The organism is Eubacterium sp. BL-380-WT-2B, assembly GCF_009696115.1.
Lineage (GTDB): Bacteria > Bacillota > Clostridia > Eubacteriales > Eubacteriaceae > Eubacterium > Eubacterium callanderi.
The window spans coordinates 209957-225429 of the sequence record NZ_VUMP01000008.1 but is presented as its reverse complement, the minus strand read 5'-3'; the positions used below and the strand labels follow the sequence as shown (position 1 = coordinate 225429).

The following is a 15473-nucleotide window of genomic DNA, read 5'->3' as shown; positions in this document are numbered from 1 at the left end:
TGTGTAGTCCCTTTTAGAATTCTTCATTGAGATCGCTGTCTTCTGTATAAAGCTGATAAAGGTCGTGATAAATACCGCCCCTTGCCATCAGCTCCCTGTGGGTTCCCTGCTCTACAATGCCATCCTCTGTGAGCACCAGAATAATATCGGCGTTGCGAATGGTGGTCAGGCGGTGGGCGATGGTAAAGGTGGTACGGCCGACGGTCAGTTTTTCAAGGGATTGCTGCACAATCCGCTCACTTTCATTATCCAGTGCTGAGGTGGCCTCATCGAGAATCAGGATCGGCGGATTTTTTAAAAAGACCCGTGCGATGCTGATACGCTGTTTTTGACCGCCGGAAAGTTTAACACCACGCTCACCAACATAGGTATCGTAGCCTTCTGGCAGGCCCATAATAAAATCGTGGGCGCCCGCCTGTTTTGCCGCCGTCTCAACCGCGTCTTTGTCCGCTCCGGGCAGACCGTACGCAATATTCTCAAAGACCGAGCCCGCAAAGAGGTAGACCTCCTGCTGTACCATACCGATTTCAGAACGCAGCGAATGCAGGGTTAAATCTTTAATGTCCTGCCCGTCAATGAGAATCCGACCAGAGGTCACATCATAAAAACGTGGGATCAGGTTACAAAGCGTACTCTTTCCGCTGCCAGAGGGGCCGATCAGGGCAATGTTTTTTCCCGGCTCCACATGCAGGTCAATGTTGGACAGCACCTCGGTATGATCGTCGGAATACATAAAGCCCACATGGTCAAACCGGATATCCCCTTTTACATTTTTCAGCTTTTTGGCGCCCGGTGTGTCCACAATTTCCAAAGGCTCGTCCATAATCTCGATAAAGCGCTCGATACCCGTCATGCCCCGCTGAAACTGCTCGGTAAATTCAACAACCCGGCGGATTGAGGTGAGCAGTGTCGTGACGTAGAGCAGATAAGCCATCAGGTCACCCGGCGTAATCTTTCCGCCGATCATAAACAATGAACCAGCTACAACGACCACAATATACATCACCCCGTCAAACAGACGGGTCATGGTCTGGAACCCGGCCATATAGCGGTACATCATTTTTTTAATGTTCAGAAATCCCGCGTTGCCCTCATTAAATTTTTCTTCTTCAATGGCTTCATTGGCAAAGGATTTAACGACCCTCACTCCCAGCAGGCTGTCCTCTACCTGCGCGTTGATATCGCCAGTGACCACACGGCCCATTTTAAAGGCCCGGCGCATCCGTTTATTAAACCAGATGGAGCACAGCAGCATAATGGGAATGACCGCAAAAATAATCAGGGTGAGTGTGACATTCACATTGGCTAAAATCACGAAAGATACGGTGATTTTCAGGGCGGCGATAAAAAATTCCTCGGGACAGTGATGGGCAAACTCTGTCACGTCAAACAAATCGCTGGTAATCCTGGCCATAATCTGACCCACCTTTGTATTGCTGTAATAGGAAAAGGAGAGCTTCTGAAGGTGCTCAAACAAATCCCGCCGCATATCCGTCTCGATCCTCGCGCCCATCACATGTCCAATGTTCGCCATAAAATAGTTGGCAGCCGCGTCAATCAGCCTCAAAATCAGATAAAAAAGCCCCACATATAGAATGAGCTTGACGGACAGGCTGGCCATATCATTCATGCCCTTGTCGGTAATAAAACGCACGATCAGCGGCAGCACCAGCTCACAGATCGTCGTCAGCGCTGCGCAGAAAAGGTCCAGCACCAGCACCCAGCGGTACTTCTTAAAATAAGGCGCAAACCTTTTGATCAGGTATCCTGTGCTTATTTGTCTTGTCTCTTCCATAGATTCTCCCTCCACTCCAGCATTAAAAAATTCCAAAGGCTGTCAGAGCCGTTGGAATTTTCAAATTAACAACAACCTGATTATAACACAAAAAACTTTTTTGATAAATGGTTATTCTTAAATAAGAGAGGGTATATATCATTGCAGATAAATTGAAAGGAGTGAACAGATTATGCCAGCATTTGGAGATCCGTTTGCAGGAAACGTAGAAAGAAAAATGACCAAGAAGGAATTGGCGCAGGCTATCCGTCTTGATCTCGCAGGAGAACTGGAAGCCATTTATTTATATGACGCCCATGTACAGGCAACTGACAATGTCGTTGCCAAGAAAGTACTGGCCGATATTCGTGATGAAGAAAAAGCCCACATTGGAGAATTAACCACTCTGATGCGTTACTTAGACCCTGAAGAAGCAAAACTTTTTGAAGATGGTGCCGAAGAAGTACATGAAATGATGGAAGAATTAGGCATCGCAACCGGAAGCAGCGACGCTCAGTCCCCTGAAGGTGCTACCATCGGCAGTCTCATTGAGTAGGAGGCGTTTTACATGGATTATTTAGCAAGAACAACTGCTCCCTTCGGAGATGACCTTTGGGAACAGATTGACAGCACTGTAGTGGAAGCCGCCAAGAAATGTATTGTCGGCCGCCGCTTTTTACCGCTTTACGGCCCTTTAGGCGCCGGAATACAGGGCGTTAATGTTGATGCCCAAACAAAAGAAGAAGAATTTGAAGATGACTTTGTGCGTACTACTGGCAGAAAATTTGTTGAGCTGCCGCAGCTCTACGCCGATTTTATGATTTTATGGCGCGATCTGGAAGCCAGCCAGAGAATGGGTACTCCCATTGATCTGTCCGCTGTCTCCAGAGCCGCACAGGCTTTAGCCAAAGCTGAAGACAAAATGATTTTCTTTGGCAACAAAGCCTTAGGCCTGGAAGGTCTTTTAAACGCTCAGGGCATTACCACCATGAAGCGTGAAGACTGGGGAACCGGCGAAAATGCCTTTTCAAACATTGCTGCCGCTGCTGCCCTTTTAGATGAAAAAGGCATCATCGGCCGTTATTCTCTGGCTATGGGTCCAGACCTGTATTACCAGCTGCAGCGTATCCAGCCAGGTACCGGAATGATGGAAATTGACCGTATCCGCGAGCTGTTAGGAGGACGTGTATTCAAGAGCAACACACTGGCAGGCAAGGCCCTTCTGGTCTGCTCCGAAGCACAGTACATGGATCTGGCCGTTGGTCAGGATATGGCCGCTTCCTATCTCGAGCTGGTTGACTTGAATCATCATTTCAGAATTCTCGAAACAGTTGCGCTCCGTGTTAAAAACGGAGAAGCCATTGTCGTTTTTGAATAACTTAAATTTAGCATACTACTTTCCCTTAAAGATTAAAAAAGCATGGACTCCCCCAAGTCCATGCTTTTTATTTATTTTTAGTTTTTCCATGTGTGTGGCGCAAACAGCATTAAAATCGGAAAGATTTCAAGGCGTCCAGCCAGCATGTTAAAACAGAGCACCAGCTTGGATACCACTGAAAAATCCGAAAAATTCTCAATGGGCCCAATGGCGTTAAAGCCCGGGCCGACATTATTAATACAGGTCGCTACCGCTGAAAAGTTTGTCAGAAAATCATACTGGTCAAGGGAAAGCACCAGCAACGAAGCCGCAAAGATCAGAATATAAACAGCCAGATAGGTGTAAACACTGGCAACCACCTGCGCTCCCAGAGGCTTGTCCTCAAATTTGACTGTTGTGACCTGGCGGGGACGGATCATTTTTTTAAGCTCATTGGCCGCTGTCTTAACAATAATCAGCCAGCGCGAAACCTTGATCCCACCGCCGGTGGAACCGGCGCAGGCGCCGACAAACATCAGGAAAAGCAGAATATATTTTGAAAAGCTCGGCCACAAGTCAAAATTGGTCGTGGCGAAGCCCGTCGTTGTGATAATAGAGGCAACCTGAAAGGATGAATACCTCAGCGTCTCCAAAACACGGTTTCCATACTGCGGCAGAAGGTCAATGGTAATCAGCGCAATGGCCACTGCCACAATGCCAATAAACCAGCGAAGCTCCTCGCTTTTGAAAAAGTCTTTTCCCTTTTTAATGAACACCAGATGGTAAAGATTAAAATTCACAGCGAACATGAGCATAAAAATTGTCAGGACCACATCAATATAAGCGCTGTTGTAATAGGCAATGCTGTCATTCTTTAAAGAATATCCGCCTGTACCGGCTGTCCCCATAGCGTTGATAATGCTGTCGAACAGTGGCATACCCCCGACAACCAGCAAAAGGATCAGCAGGATTGTCATTCCCAGATAAATCCCATACAGAATCCGCACTGTCGGACGCACCTTGGAAACCAGCTTTTCCACAGAGGTGCCGGGCATTTCCGCCCGCATGAGATAGATGGAATTCCCTTCTGTTTTCGGCATGATGGTCAGGACAAAAACCAGTATCCCCATGCCGCCGATCCAGTGGGTAAAGCTGCGCCAGAACAGCATGCTGTTGGGCAGAGCCTCTATGTTCGTCAAAATGGTGGAACCGGTTGTGGTAAAACCCGAAACTGCTTCAAAAAAGCTGTCGACCAGCGAGGGGATCTGGCCGCTTAAAAAGAATGGCAGCCCGCCAAAAAAGGACATGACAAGCCATGAAAGCGCCACCACCACAAACCCCTCTCGGGCATAAAAATTCCGGTATTCCGGCATTTTATTGCTGAGTATAAAGCCAAGGGATACCAGTATGAACATGGGAATAACAAACCAGACAATGGTGTCGGCCTCTCCGTAGACAAGCGCCACAATGATTGCCAGCAGCATCAGCGCCGCCTCGCTCTTCATCATATTCCCAATGACGTAAAAAACCATTCGATAATTCATATTGCCGTCCTATTCCCTGCTGTCCAGTATGTCCTTAAGATGCTTCAGGCTCTGGGTCGTGGTGACCACCACCACATTATCCCCCGTTTCCATGACAGCATCACCGTTCGGAAAAATAATGCGCCCCTTTCGGATAATACAGGCAATCAGGTTATTTTTACGGATATTGAGCTCGCGAAGAGGGTGGCCCACAAAGCCCGAATCCCGTGTTACCGGAAATTCGATGGCTTCGGCCTGCCCGTCGACAATTTTATACAGGGTACGGATACTGTTATCCTCTGTGGTCTCCATGGCCCTTACATAGCGGACAATATGGTTGGCCGTCAGCATTTTAGGCGAGATAACACTCTCGATCCCCACATCCTGCATAATCTTGAGCAGCGGAATCCGGTTGACCTTGGTAATAATCTTTTCAACCTTCTGGGTGCCTGCGTACATGGAAAGAATAATGTTTTCCTCGTCGTTATCGGTCAGCGCCACACAGGCGTCCACATTGCGGATCCCCTCCTCGGTTAAAACCGCCTGGTCTGTCCCGTCTCCATAGACCACGGTCGCCTTTGGCAAGAGCTCACTGAGCTCCCGGCTCCTCTGCTTGTTCAGCTCGATAATCTTGACATTGACCTTCAGGCTTATGAGCTGTCTGGCCAGATAATAGGCAATTTTTCCACCGCCGATGATCATCACCTTGCGGATTTTATGGCTGATAATGCCCGTTTCTCTAAAAAAGCGATCCAGCTCTTTAGAGGTTGCAGAAATAAAAATTTTATCACCGCACTGCATGACAAAATCGCCGTCCGGTATGATCACCTCACCCTTGCGCTCAACCGCGCAGATCAGGATATTGGCCTTAAAAAAGTTCGAAAGCTCAGCAATGGCCTTTCCGTTCAGCTTTGAGTTTGGCTGAATCCTCACTGCGACCAAATCTACTCTGCCCTTTGAAAAGGAGTCAACCTCCAGAGCCTGCGGCAGCCTTAAGACACGAAAAATTTCATTGGCCGCCTCAAATTCCGGATTAATGGACATACTGAGGCCCAGCTCGTCCCTCATGTAAACCAGCAGCTTTGTGTACTGTGGATTACGGACTCTCGCGATGGTGTGCTTCGCGCCCATTTTTTTGGCCAGCATGCAGCTTAAAATATTCATCTCATCGCCGGAGGTTACGGCTATAAAAAGATCGGCCGTTGCCACCCCCGCCTGCTGCAATACATCGTAAGAACCACCGTTGCCACAGATTCCCATCACATCATAGGCATTGACAACATTCTCAATAACCCGTTCATCGTTGTCGACGATAATAATATCGTGTCCTTCTCTTGCTAGCTGAACCGTCAGTGTGGTGCCGACTTTACCATTTCCCACAACGACAATTTTCATTCCATTCCTCCGTCATTTTTACGTTATTTTTATGCAATCTTTATATGATTTTCAATTTTCTTTATACTATCTTAACACAAAACAAAAAATAAACAAGGTATTGACAGCTACTACTTTTTTAATGATGATCCGAAAAAAGCCTGCCACTAAAAAAGACAGTGAAAACCATGTTCTCACTGTCTTTCTGTATTTTTTAAGAAGCCCGAAGCTCCCGATCCTGTGAATATCCCATTTTCCATTCTGGGATATGGCAGTAGCCACCGGGATTTTTATCCAAATATTTCTGGTGGTATTCCTCGGCGTCATAAAAGTTTCTCAGAGGTTTGATTTCTGTCGCGAGTGGCTTACGGCCTCCAAGCCTGCGGAAGGTCATGGTTGTCACATGCTCAATAACAGGTAAATCATCTGAATTGGTATAATAGATGCCACTGCGGTATTGTGAGCCCACATCAGGACCCTGTCGGTTAACACTGGTGGGATCTATGACATTGTAAAAAGCAATCAGCAAAGCCTCCAGGCTGATAACGCCAGGGTCATAGACGACCTTTACGGTCTCCGCAAAGCCGGTACGGCCAGTGCAGACCTCTTTATAAGTAGGTTTTTCCTTGTTGCCGTTGGCATAGCCCACACGGGTTTCCACCACGCCGGTAATATTTTCCATGAATTTTTCCAGGCCCCAGAAGCATCCGCCGGCCAGATATATTGTTCTCAATTTTTTCATCACTGTTCACTCCTTTCATCATTGTATCATCTCATATACCCTGAGTTAAGGATACCAAACATTCCTTAAAGATAAGTGAAACGTGTTTCAGTGTACTGAGAAATAAACGCTCATGTCCTCTGCCATATCCACCCTTGTGTCGTAGTTTTCCACCTCAAACCAGCGGATACGCTGGTCCTTTCTAAACCACGTCAGTTGGCGTTTGGCAAAGTGGCGGGTATCCCGTTTCAGGATATGCAAAGCCTCCTCAAGGGACATTTCTCCCTTAAGATAAGGGAAAATCTCTTTATAGCCAATGGCTTTCATGGAAAGGAGCTCCTCGGTATAGCCCTGGTCTAAAAGGGACTTCACCTCGTCTATCAGCCCATCCCTCACCATGAGATCAATCCGCCGGTTGATACGCTCGTAGAGCAACGGGCGTTCCATGGATATTCCCATCAATACATAATCGTAGGGCAGCTCCTCTTTGGCAGCTTCCATGTCCAGACAGGATTTAGGCTTTCCGGTTACCTCGTAAATTTCATAGGCGCGGATCATACGCTTGACATTGTTGGGGTGCAGGGCCGCTGCTGTGACGGGGTCGACAGCTTTCAGGCGTTCATAAAACGCCTCCCTGCCCATCTCCTCCACCTCCCGCGCCAGACGCTCCCGTACCTTTTCATCTGTATCTTTTTCGCGAAAACCCCAGGGCATCGTAAGCCCATTGATGTATAATCCCGTTCCTCCTGCCACGATTGGCTGTCTGCCTCGGAATAAAATATCTTCGATTCTCCTGAGGGCTTCCTCCTTAAACCGCGCGACACTGTACTCTTCATCCGGGTCCACACAGTCGATGAGATGGTGTGGAATACCCTGCATTTCTCCCTGAGTAGGTTTGGCGGTGCCAATGGTCATCTGACGATAAATCTGCATCGAATCCGCAGAGATGATTTCGCCGTCAAGCTTTTTAGCCAGCTCGACCGCTGTGTCTGTTTTTCCGCAGGCGGTGGGTCCCACCAGCACGGCAATCTTTGGTTTTGTCATTTATACCACCCGTTTAAATAATTTTTTAAGCTCATACTCACGCAGCTTCAGGATAATCGGCCGGCCATGGGGGCAGGTATAGGGATTGTCCAGACGGCTCATTCCGTCAAGCAGCGTCTCGATTTCTTCCCGCGAAAGCTCCTGATGCCCTTTTACAGCCCCTTTGCAGGACATGGTAATAATGCGCTCAATAAGATTTCTTGGGTCCGAAACGTCCTCATAGACGCGGCCCTCAATGAACGCTTTTAAAAGCGATACATCCTGGGGTTCTCCCAAAATAATAGGCACACTGCGGACCATAAGTGTATTTTCGCCAAAAAGGTCACAGTCAAATCCATAGCGCATGAGCTCAGGCTGCAGCTCATCAAAATGGTCCGCCTCCCGCACGGAGATCTCCACAGGCTGGGGGACCATGAGGCTCTGGGCCGGAAAATCGGACTTCTGGTCAAAGCGCTCCTTCAGCTCCTGGTATAAAAAGGCCTCATGGGCTGCGTGCTGATCAAGCATAATAATCTCATCGCCCTTTTCAAGCAGAATATAGGTCGAGAAAAGCTGACCGATAATTTTTGCGTTTTTGAAATCCGGCCCTTTTCGACGCGGGTATTCTGGGGCAGGCTCGGCAACCCTTGGCGTCTCATCCGCTGTGGACTGGGTCTCGGTAAACACCGGGAGCGGCTCTGGGACGTCCGGCTCAGGGGTACGCGCCTCCATTTTTTCAACCGCCGGCACTTTCTGCGTCTGTCTCTCTGCTTCCTCCCTTACAGCTCCCTGCCGGACCGCTTTGGTTTTTGGCAGCTGAGGCACGGGCGGGCGATGTTCCTGTGCCTTACTTGTTTCATCGACCGGGGTAAAGTTTTTGCTCTCTCCTGACAGAAAGCTGACTGGCTCCTCCACAAGCTTTGTCCGGGCGGTCTCCTCAGGCAGTTCCGTCGCTGCGGTCACATCGCTCACATCCACCACCAGATTCTGCGCTTTCAGACAATCCCGTATCCCCTGCTTAAACAGAATGGAGACCAGACTTTCATTGAGAATCTGGATTTCTGTTTTTGCCGGATGAATATTGACATCCAGCATGCGGCCGGGCAGATCCATAAACACAATGCCGACCGGGTGCTTGTGCACCATCATATAACCCTCATAAGCGTCCTCAAAGGCCCGCGAAAGACTCTTGTTTTTCACAAAACGGTTATTGATAAAGAAAATCTGTTCTTCTCTGGTAGAACGTGTCAGGGTAAGGTCGCTGATATAGCCCCTCAGGCGCATGGGCGAATTTTCCACATTCAGCTCCCGGAGCCCTTTAAAGAAATCCCGTCCATACAGGCTCTCGATCACATCCTTCAGATTTCCAGTACCCAGCGTTTTAAATACCTCGCGTCCGTCGCTGATATAGGTAAAGCTTATCTCTGGGTGTGAAAGCGAAAGCTTTTCCAAAATATCCCTGATCAGCTTTTCCTCGTTTTTATCCTTTTGCAGATGCTTCTGGCGGGCAGGCGTGTTATAAAAGAGGTCTGTCACCATAATCTCAGTTCCGCGGTCATAGGTGCAGACACGCTGGTTAATGAAAGCTCCGCCCTCAAAAAAGCTTTGGCTGCCGATTTCCTCCTCCGCGGTTTTCGTGGTGATCCGAACCCGCGAAATGGCCGAAATACTGGAGAGCGCCTCGCCCCTGAAGCCAAGGGTATCAATGCTTTCGAGGTCCTCAATCTTTAATATTTTGCTGGTCGCGTGACGTTTAAAGGCCAGAGGCACCTCATTATAGGCAATACCAACACCGTTGTCCGTCACGCAGATACTGGTTTTTCCGCCCTTCTCCACCGCTACGGAAACGCGGGTGGAATCAGCGTCGATGGCGTTTTCCACCAGCTCCTTAATAACCGATACGGGCCTGACGATCACTTCCCCGGCCGCGATCTTGTTAATGGTCTCATTATTGAGCATTTTTATTTTCATGTTTCACCTCTTGGCTGCGCGCCCTTAATTATCCTTCAGCTTGCTCTGCAGGCCGTAAAGCTGATTCATGGCCTCCATCGGGGTCATCTCATTTATGGACAGGTCTTTTATACTGTTGAGCACTGCTTTTTCTTCTTCTGACATAGCAGGAATCCTGTCGAAGAAATTTATCTGAGCGCTCTCAAAGGACGGTTTTTCAGCCGCGATCATTCCCTCGCGGTAGGTGTCCTCGCCCTGATCCAGAATATTCAAAATTTCCCTGGCGCGGTTGGTAACCGCCGGCGGGAACCCTGCGAGCTTGGCGACCTCGATCCCATAGCTCTGGTCGGCGCTGCCGGGCTTGATCTTTCTTAAAAAGACCACCCCCTCCGGGGTTTCCCTGACGCCAATGCTGAAATTTTTGATGCCAGACTTCAGATGCTCGAGTTCTGTGAGCTCATGATAGTGGGTGGCAAAAAGCGTTTTAGCTCCGATAATCTGCTCGTCCCAGAGATATTCCACCACCGCCCAGGCAATGCTGATACCGTCAAAGGTGCTGGTCCCCCGGCCGATTTCATCCAGAATGACCAGGCTGTCCCGGGTGGCGTTTTTGAGAATATTGGATACCTCGGTCATCTCAACCATAAAGGTGCTCTGCCCGGTCGCCAGATCATCGGAAGCTCCGACACGGGTGAAAATACGGTCGACAATACCGATTCTCCCGCTGTCTGCCGGGATAAAGGAACCAATCTGGGCCATAAGAGCAATGACTGCTACCTGGCGGATATAGGTGGATTTTCCGGCCATATTGGGTCCGGTGATCAGCATCATCCGGAGGTCCTTGCCGTCAAAGTGGCAGCCGTTGGTCACAAAATGATTGATACCGATGATCTCCTCTACCACTGGGTGACGGCCATTTTCGATTTCCAGCTCCGGTCCGTTTGTGATCTCAGGTTTTACATAGTTTCCCGCTATGGCAACCTGCGCCAGAGAATACAGGGCATCGATTTCGGCCACATCTCTGGCCCGTTTTTGAATTCTGGCGATCTGCGCGATGATTTTTTCCCGGACATCCTGGAAAAGCTCATATTCCAGCTGCGCCAGCCGCTCCTCTGAGCCGAGAATCCTGGTTTCCATTTCCTTGAGCTCCGGAGTGAAAAAGCGCTCTGCGTTGGCCAGGGTCTGTTTACGGATATAATCCTCGGGGGTCTGGTCCAGATTAGTCTTGGTAATCTCAATGAAATAGCCAAACACACGGTTGTACTTGACCTTCAGTGATTTGATGCCTGTGCGCTCCCGTTCTTTAAGCTCCAGGTCACGAATCCAGTCCTTCCCTTTTTCGCTGGCCTCGCGGTATCCGTCAATCTCCTCATTGTAGCCGCGCTTGATGACCTTGCCATCCTTCAGGGCAAAGGGCGCGTTATCATCAATGCTGGCATCGATGAGCTCGTAAATATCGGTTAACAAATCTGCTTCTCCGTAGCGCTTTCTGAAAACCGGAGCGTCGATGCCGGCAAAAAACGCCTGCAGCAGCGGCAGGGCAGAAACAGACTGCTTAAGCGACAGCATATCCTTGGGGTTACAGGTTCCAAAGGATATTTTCCCGCAGATACGCTCAAGGTCGTATACTTTTCCCAAAACGCCCTTTAAATCCTTCAGAGCTCCCGGATGGCGGTACAGCTCCTCCACCATATCCTGCCGGGCTTCAATGGCTTTTTTTTCGAGCAGCGGCGCTTCCAGCCATCTTCTCAGCATTCGCCCGCCCATGGCGGTGACCGTCTTATCCAAAACCCAGAGCAGGCTTCCCTTCTTTTCCCCGGAGCGTATGGTTTCGGTCAGCTCCAGGTTGCGTCTTGTGGACAGGTCCAGAATCATATATTCATCATTCTTATAGTAGGACACATGGTTAATATGTGTGAGCACCCGCTTTTGGGTCTCGTCAATATAGCGCAGGAGCGCTCCGGCAGCCCGAACACTGTGCTCCCGCCGCTCCAGATCCAGAGCTGTCAAAGAATAAACGTCAAACTGCTCCTTGAGCCTTGACTCTGAAGCCTTGAACTCAAAATATCTGGCCGGATATAAATTGGTCATAATCCCAAATTTTTCTTCCAGCGTTTTAATGGTTCCGGTGTCCTTAAAAAGCGTGGGATTGACTAAAATCTCCGAGGGGCCGATTTTTCCGACTTCATCCATCAGCAGCGCCAGCGTATTTTTCCCTGAAATTTCCGTGACAAAAAAATCTCCGGTGGAAATATCCAGATAGGCCAGGCCGATGGTGTTTTTTTCCTGGTACAGAGACATCAGATAATTATTCTTTTTTGATTCCAGCAGCTTCCCCTCAGCGATGGTGCCCGGGGAGATCACCCGGATAATCTCGCGCTTGACGATCCCCTTTGCCACCGAGGGGTCCTCCATCTGTTCGCAGATGGCTACCTTATAGCCTTTTTCCACCAGTTTGGTAATATAGCTTTCGGCCGCGTGGTAAGGCACCCCGCACATGGGCGCTCGCTCGTCCAGTCCACAGTCTCTGCCGGTTAAGGCGATCTCAAGCTCCTTCGAGGCCTTTAAGGCATCGTCAAAAAACATTTCATAAAAATCCCCGAGCCGAAAAAATAAAATCGCGTCCTTTACCTTCTCGTGGGTTTCCAAATACTGCTGCATCATTGGTGTCAGGCCCAAATGATCACCCCTTTCTTGATTAATTGAAAATGGAGAATGGAAAATGGAAAATTTAAGACCCCTTTTTCTATCGAAAAAGCGATTAGACAGCGGCCGGCGGGCCGCTATTTTATTCAAAATGCGAGAGCATTTTGTTCCTATAATTCTCCATTCTCAATTCTTAATTCTCCATTGCATTAAATTTCCACTCCGGTCAGGCTAAAGCTGCCGGCCTTGGTAATTTTTACATTTACGATCTTCCCGATGTTTTCAAAGCTCCCTTCAAAATTGACCAGCTTACCCGTTTCGGTGCGGCCGCTGAGGCGGTCGCTGTTGTTTTTGCTGGGTTCTTCCACCAGTACCGGGAGCACTCTGCCCTCATATTTACTGTTGAGGCCAAAGCTGATATCGCGCAGGACGTCCAACAGACGGTTTAGCCGGTCATGTTTGATTTCATCCGGAATCTGGTTCTCCATGGTGGCGGCCGGGGTGCCGGTTCTTATGGAATAAATGAAAGAAAAGGCGGAGTCAAATTTACAGGCCCGCATCACTTCCAGCGTATCCTGAAAATCCTCCTCGGTTTCTCCCGGAAAGCCCACGATAATATCGGTTGTGATGGCCACATCTGGTATTCTGCTCCGTACCCTGTCCACCAGATCAATGATCTGCTCCTTGGTATAACGGCGGTTCATGGCCTTTAATACCCGGGTGCTCCCAGACTGGATGGCCAGGTGGATCGCCGGGCAGACTTTGTCACACTGGGCGATGGCCTCAATGACCTCGTCAGTCAGATCCTTCGGATGGGAGGTCATAAAACGGATGCGCTTAATTTTCTCGATTTGGTTCAGATCCCTGAGAAGGTCGGCAAAATGGTAACCTGTTTTCAGATCGTTACCGTAAGAGTTTACATTCTGTCCTAAAAGTGTGACCTCAAGACAGCCCTCATCGGCCAGGCGGGTCACCTCTTCAATGATCTTTTCCGGCTGGCGGCTGACCTCACGGCCTCTGGTATAAGGGACGATACAGTAGGTGCAGAAATTATTGCACCCGTTCATAATGGTCACAAAGCTTTTAAAAGGATATTTCCGGTCCACTGGCAGATCCTCAATAATCTCATGGCTGTCGTCCCAGATTTCAAAAATCCGTTCGCCTCTTTGCAGATAATTTCCCAGCATCTGCGGAAACTGGTGAATATTGTGCGTTCCGAAAACCAGGTCAACCTGGGGATATTTTTCTTTTATTTTTTTGACGATCTCCGGCTGCTGCATCATACAGCCGCATACTGCCAGCACAAGATCAGGATTTACTTTTTTGACGGATTTAAAGGTGCCCAGATTTCCAAACACACGCACATCCGCGTTTTCACGCACGCTGCAGGTATTCAGGATAACGACTCCTGCCTTATTGACATCCTCCTCGGGCGTGTAACCCATATTTTTCAGCAAACCCGAAATCTTTTCAGAATCATTTTCGTTCATCTGGCAGCCAAAAGTCATTATTTTATATGTCTTATTCATTAACCCTCCTAATTGAGTACATATTTAAACGAATCAATGATATTTCTCGCTGTCAGGGTGCTTTCACCATAACGTTTAGCGTAGTAATCGCCAGCGGCGCCGTGGTAAAAAACGCCGGCCTTCGCCGCCTCAAGCAGGTCCACGCTCTGTCCCGCAAAGCCTGCGATCATCCCGGCCAGCACATCGCCGGAACCGGCGGTCGCCATTCCCGGGTTGCTGGTTGAATTAAAAAAGACCTCGCCCTCCGGACTGAATATCATGGTTCTGTAGCCCTTAAGCACCAGCACTACCTGGTATTCCTCTGCAAACCGACGGCCATAGCCGATGGGGTCTTCCAGAATGTCTTCCCGGTCTACGCCGGTAAGCGTCGAAAATTCTCCAAAATGGGGCGTCAGGATCACCGGTGTTTTAGACTCTTTGAGTACGTCCAGGTTTCTGGACAGGTGGAAAAGCCCGTCAGCGTCGATGACTACCGGGACTGTGGTATTGTACAGCAGGTCGTTTAAAATAATACTGTAATTCTTTTTGCGGCCAATCCCTGGCCCGATGAGCACCACGCGCTTGCGGTCATGCTCGATATCCTCCCCGGTAATATTGCAGTCGTAGGTTTTGATCATGACCTCAACCGGGGAGCGTGCCGCCACTGGCAGATAAACCTCCAACGGGACATAGCTGGTAACCAGGCCTGCGCCGCTCTTCAGGGCGCCTTCGGTGGCCAAAAGTCCTGCGCCAATCATCCCCTTTGAGCCTGCGATAATCACCACTGAGCCATAATCGTATTTATGGGAATTCTTTTTACGCTTTACCGGACAGCGCAGGTTTTGCTTCTGCACAAAATATTTGTTGTTTTCGATGCAGTTTTCGTCAATTCCGATGTCCACAAGCACCGGCTCGCCCACACAGTCCGGACCGTCGTTCAGCAGACAGCCCACCTTATAGTTCTGGATAATAATGGTCTGATCTGCCTCCACAGAGGCCTCCAGTGTCAGCCCGTTATCCCCCCGCAGGCCAGAAGGAATGTCAATGGCGACAATGCGTTTTCCACACGCGTTAATGGCGTTCAGCAGCTTTTCGTACCATTCTCCCAGCGGGCGGTCCTTAAGCCCTGTTCCAAAAACAGCGTCCACCACCAGATCTGCTCCGGCCAGAGAGGCCTCAAAGCCTTCAAGGCCAGCCTCATGCGACAAAAACTGGACGACTGCGCTGGTCTCCTGAAGACGGCTGTAGTTGGTCTGGCTGTCCGGAGACATCTTATCCGCGGGTTCGGTGAAGAACACCTGAACCGAAAAGCCCTTTTCGCTGAGCTGTCTGGCAATGACCTGACCATCGCCGCCGTTATTGCCTGGACCGCAGATTACACAGATCAGCATATCCTCTTTCAGCGTGCTTTCAATCACCTGGGTACACTCGGTACCGGCTTTTTCCATCAAATCAATTCCACTGATACCGGAAGCAATTGTTTTCTGGTCCATTTGTGCCATTTCCTGTGGCGTTACCACCTTCATTTTAGTCCTCTTTTCTTTATCGATCCTCCGGCCTGTAAGCTGTAAACGAAGTACGCGCAAACGCGTTTTTT

Annotated in this window: 11 protein-coding genes; 2 read left to right on the top strand and 9 right to left on the bottom strand. The window is 49.2% G+C overall.

The annotated features are described in order from the left end of the window. Positions 1-13 precede the first annotated feature (13 nt). Positions 14-1795, bottom strand: a complete 1782-nt coding sequence (locus FYJ53_RS17060) for an ABC transporter ATP-binding protein (RefSeq protein WP_013380950.1) — start codon at positions 1793-1795, stop codon at positions 14-16. Between the two features lie 172 nt (positions 1796-1967). Here FYJ53_RS17060 and FYJ53_RS17055 point away from each other — a divergent pair, with 172 nt between their 5' ends. Both FYJ53_RS17055 and FYJ53_RS17050 read left to right on the top strand, forming a co-directional pair. After that, complete coding sequence (locus tag FYJ53_RS17055) at positions 1968-2330, top strand: demethoxyubiquinone hydroxylase family protein (RefSeq protein ID WP_013380952.1); 363 nt, start codon at positions 1968-1970, stop codon at positions 2328-2330. Positions 2331-2342: 12 nt separating this feature from the next. Further along, on the top strand, positions 2343-3152 hold the full coding sequence (locus FYJ53_RS17050) for a family 1 encapsulin nanocompartment shell protein (RefSeq protein WP_013380953.1): 810 nt from the start codon (positions 2343-2345) through the stop codon (positions 3150-3152). A gap of 77 nt (positions 3153-3229) precedes the next feature. Here FYJ53_RS17050 and FYJ53_RS17045 read toward each other — a convergent pair whose 3' ends face one another. The 8 genes from FYJ53_RS17045 to FYJ53_RS17010 all read right to left on the bottom strand — a co-directional run bounded on the left by FYJ53_RS17045 (position 3230) and on the right by FYJ53_RS17010 (position 15402). Beyond that, positions 3230-4675 carry a TrkH family potassium uptake protein gene (locus FYJ53_RS17045; RefSeq protein ID WP_148430164.1) on the bottom strand — a complete coding sequence of 482 codons (1446 nt, stop codon included), beginning with the start codon at positions 4673-4675 and terminating at the stop codon, positions 3230-3232. 9 nt (positions 4676-4684) lie between these two features. Further along, on the bottom strand, positions 4685-6049 hold the full coding sequence (trkA, locus tag FYJ53_RS17040) for a Trk system potassium transporter TrkA (RefSeq protein ID WP_013380955.1): 1365 nt from the start codon (positions 6047-6049) through the stop codon (positions 4685-4687). A gap of 193 nt (positions 6050-6242) precedes the next feature. After that, the gene (gene msrA / locus FYJ53_RS17035) at positions 6243-6761 is read right to left on the bottom strand and encodes a peptide-methionine (S)-S-oxide reductase MsrA (RefSeq protein WP_050814109.1); all 519 of its coding nucleotides are present in this window, start codon (positions 6759-6761) and stop codon (positions 6243-6245) included. A gap of 96 nt (positions 6762-6857) precedes the next feature. Continuing rightward, complete coding sequence (miaA, locus tag FYJ53_RS17030; protein ID WP_013380958.1) at positions 6858-7793, bottom strand: tRNA (adenosine(37)-N6)-dimethylallyltransferase MiaA; 936 nt, start codon at positions 7791-7793, stop codon at positions 6858-6860. Then, the gene (gene mutL / locus FYJ53_RS17025) at positions 7794-9743 is read right to left on the bottom strand and encodes a DNA mismatch repair endonuclease MutL (RefSeq protein WP_013380959.1); all 1950 of its coding nucleotides are present in this window, start codon (positions 9741-9743) and stop codon (positions 7794-7796) included. Positions 9744-9767: 24 nt separating this feature from the next. Next, on the bottom strand, positions 9768-12386 hold the full coding sequence (mutS, locus tag FYJ53_RS17020; protein ID WP_187367997.1) for a DNA mismatch repair protein MutS: 2619 nt from the start codon (positions 12384-12386) through the stop codon (positions 9768-9770). A gap of 191 nt (positions 12387-12577) precedes the next feature. Then, complete coding sequence (gene miaB, locus FYJ53_RS17015) at positions 12578-13897, bottom strand: tRNA (N6-isopentenyl adenosine(37)-C2)-methylthiotransferase MiaB (RefSeq protein ID WP_148430158.1); 1320 nt, start codon at positions 13895-13897, stop codon at positions 12578-12580. Between the two features lie 8 nt (positions 13898-13905). Continuing rightward, the gene (locus FYJ53_RS17010) at positions 13906-15402 is read right to left on the bottom strand and encodes an NAD(P)H-hydrate dehydratase (protein ID WP_148430156.1); all 1497 of its coding nucleotides are present in this window, start codon (positions 15400-15402) and stop codon (positions 13906-13908) included. Positions 15403-15473: the final 71 nt, after the last annotated feature.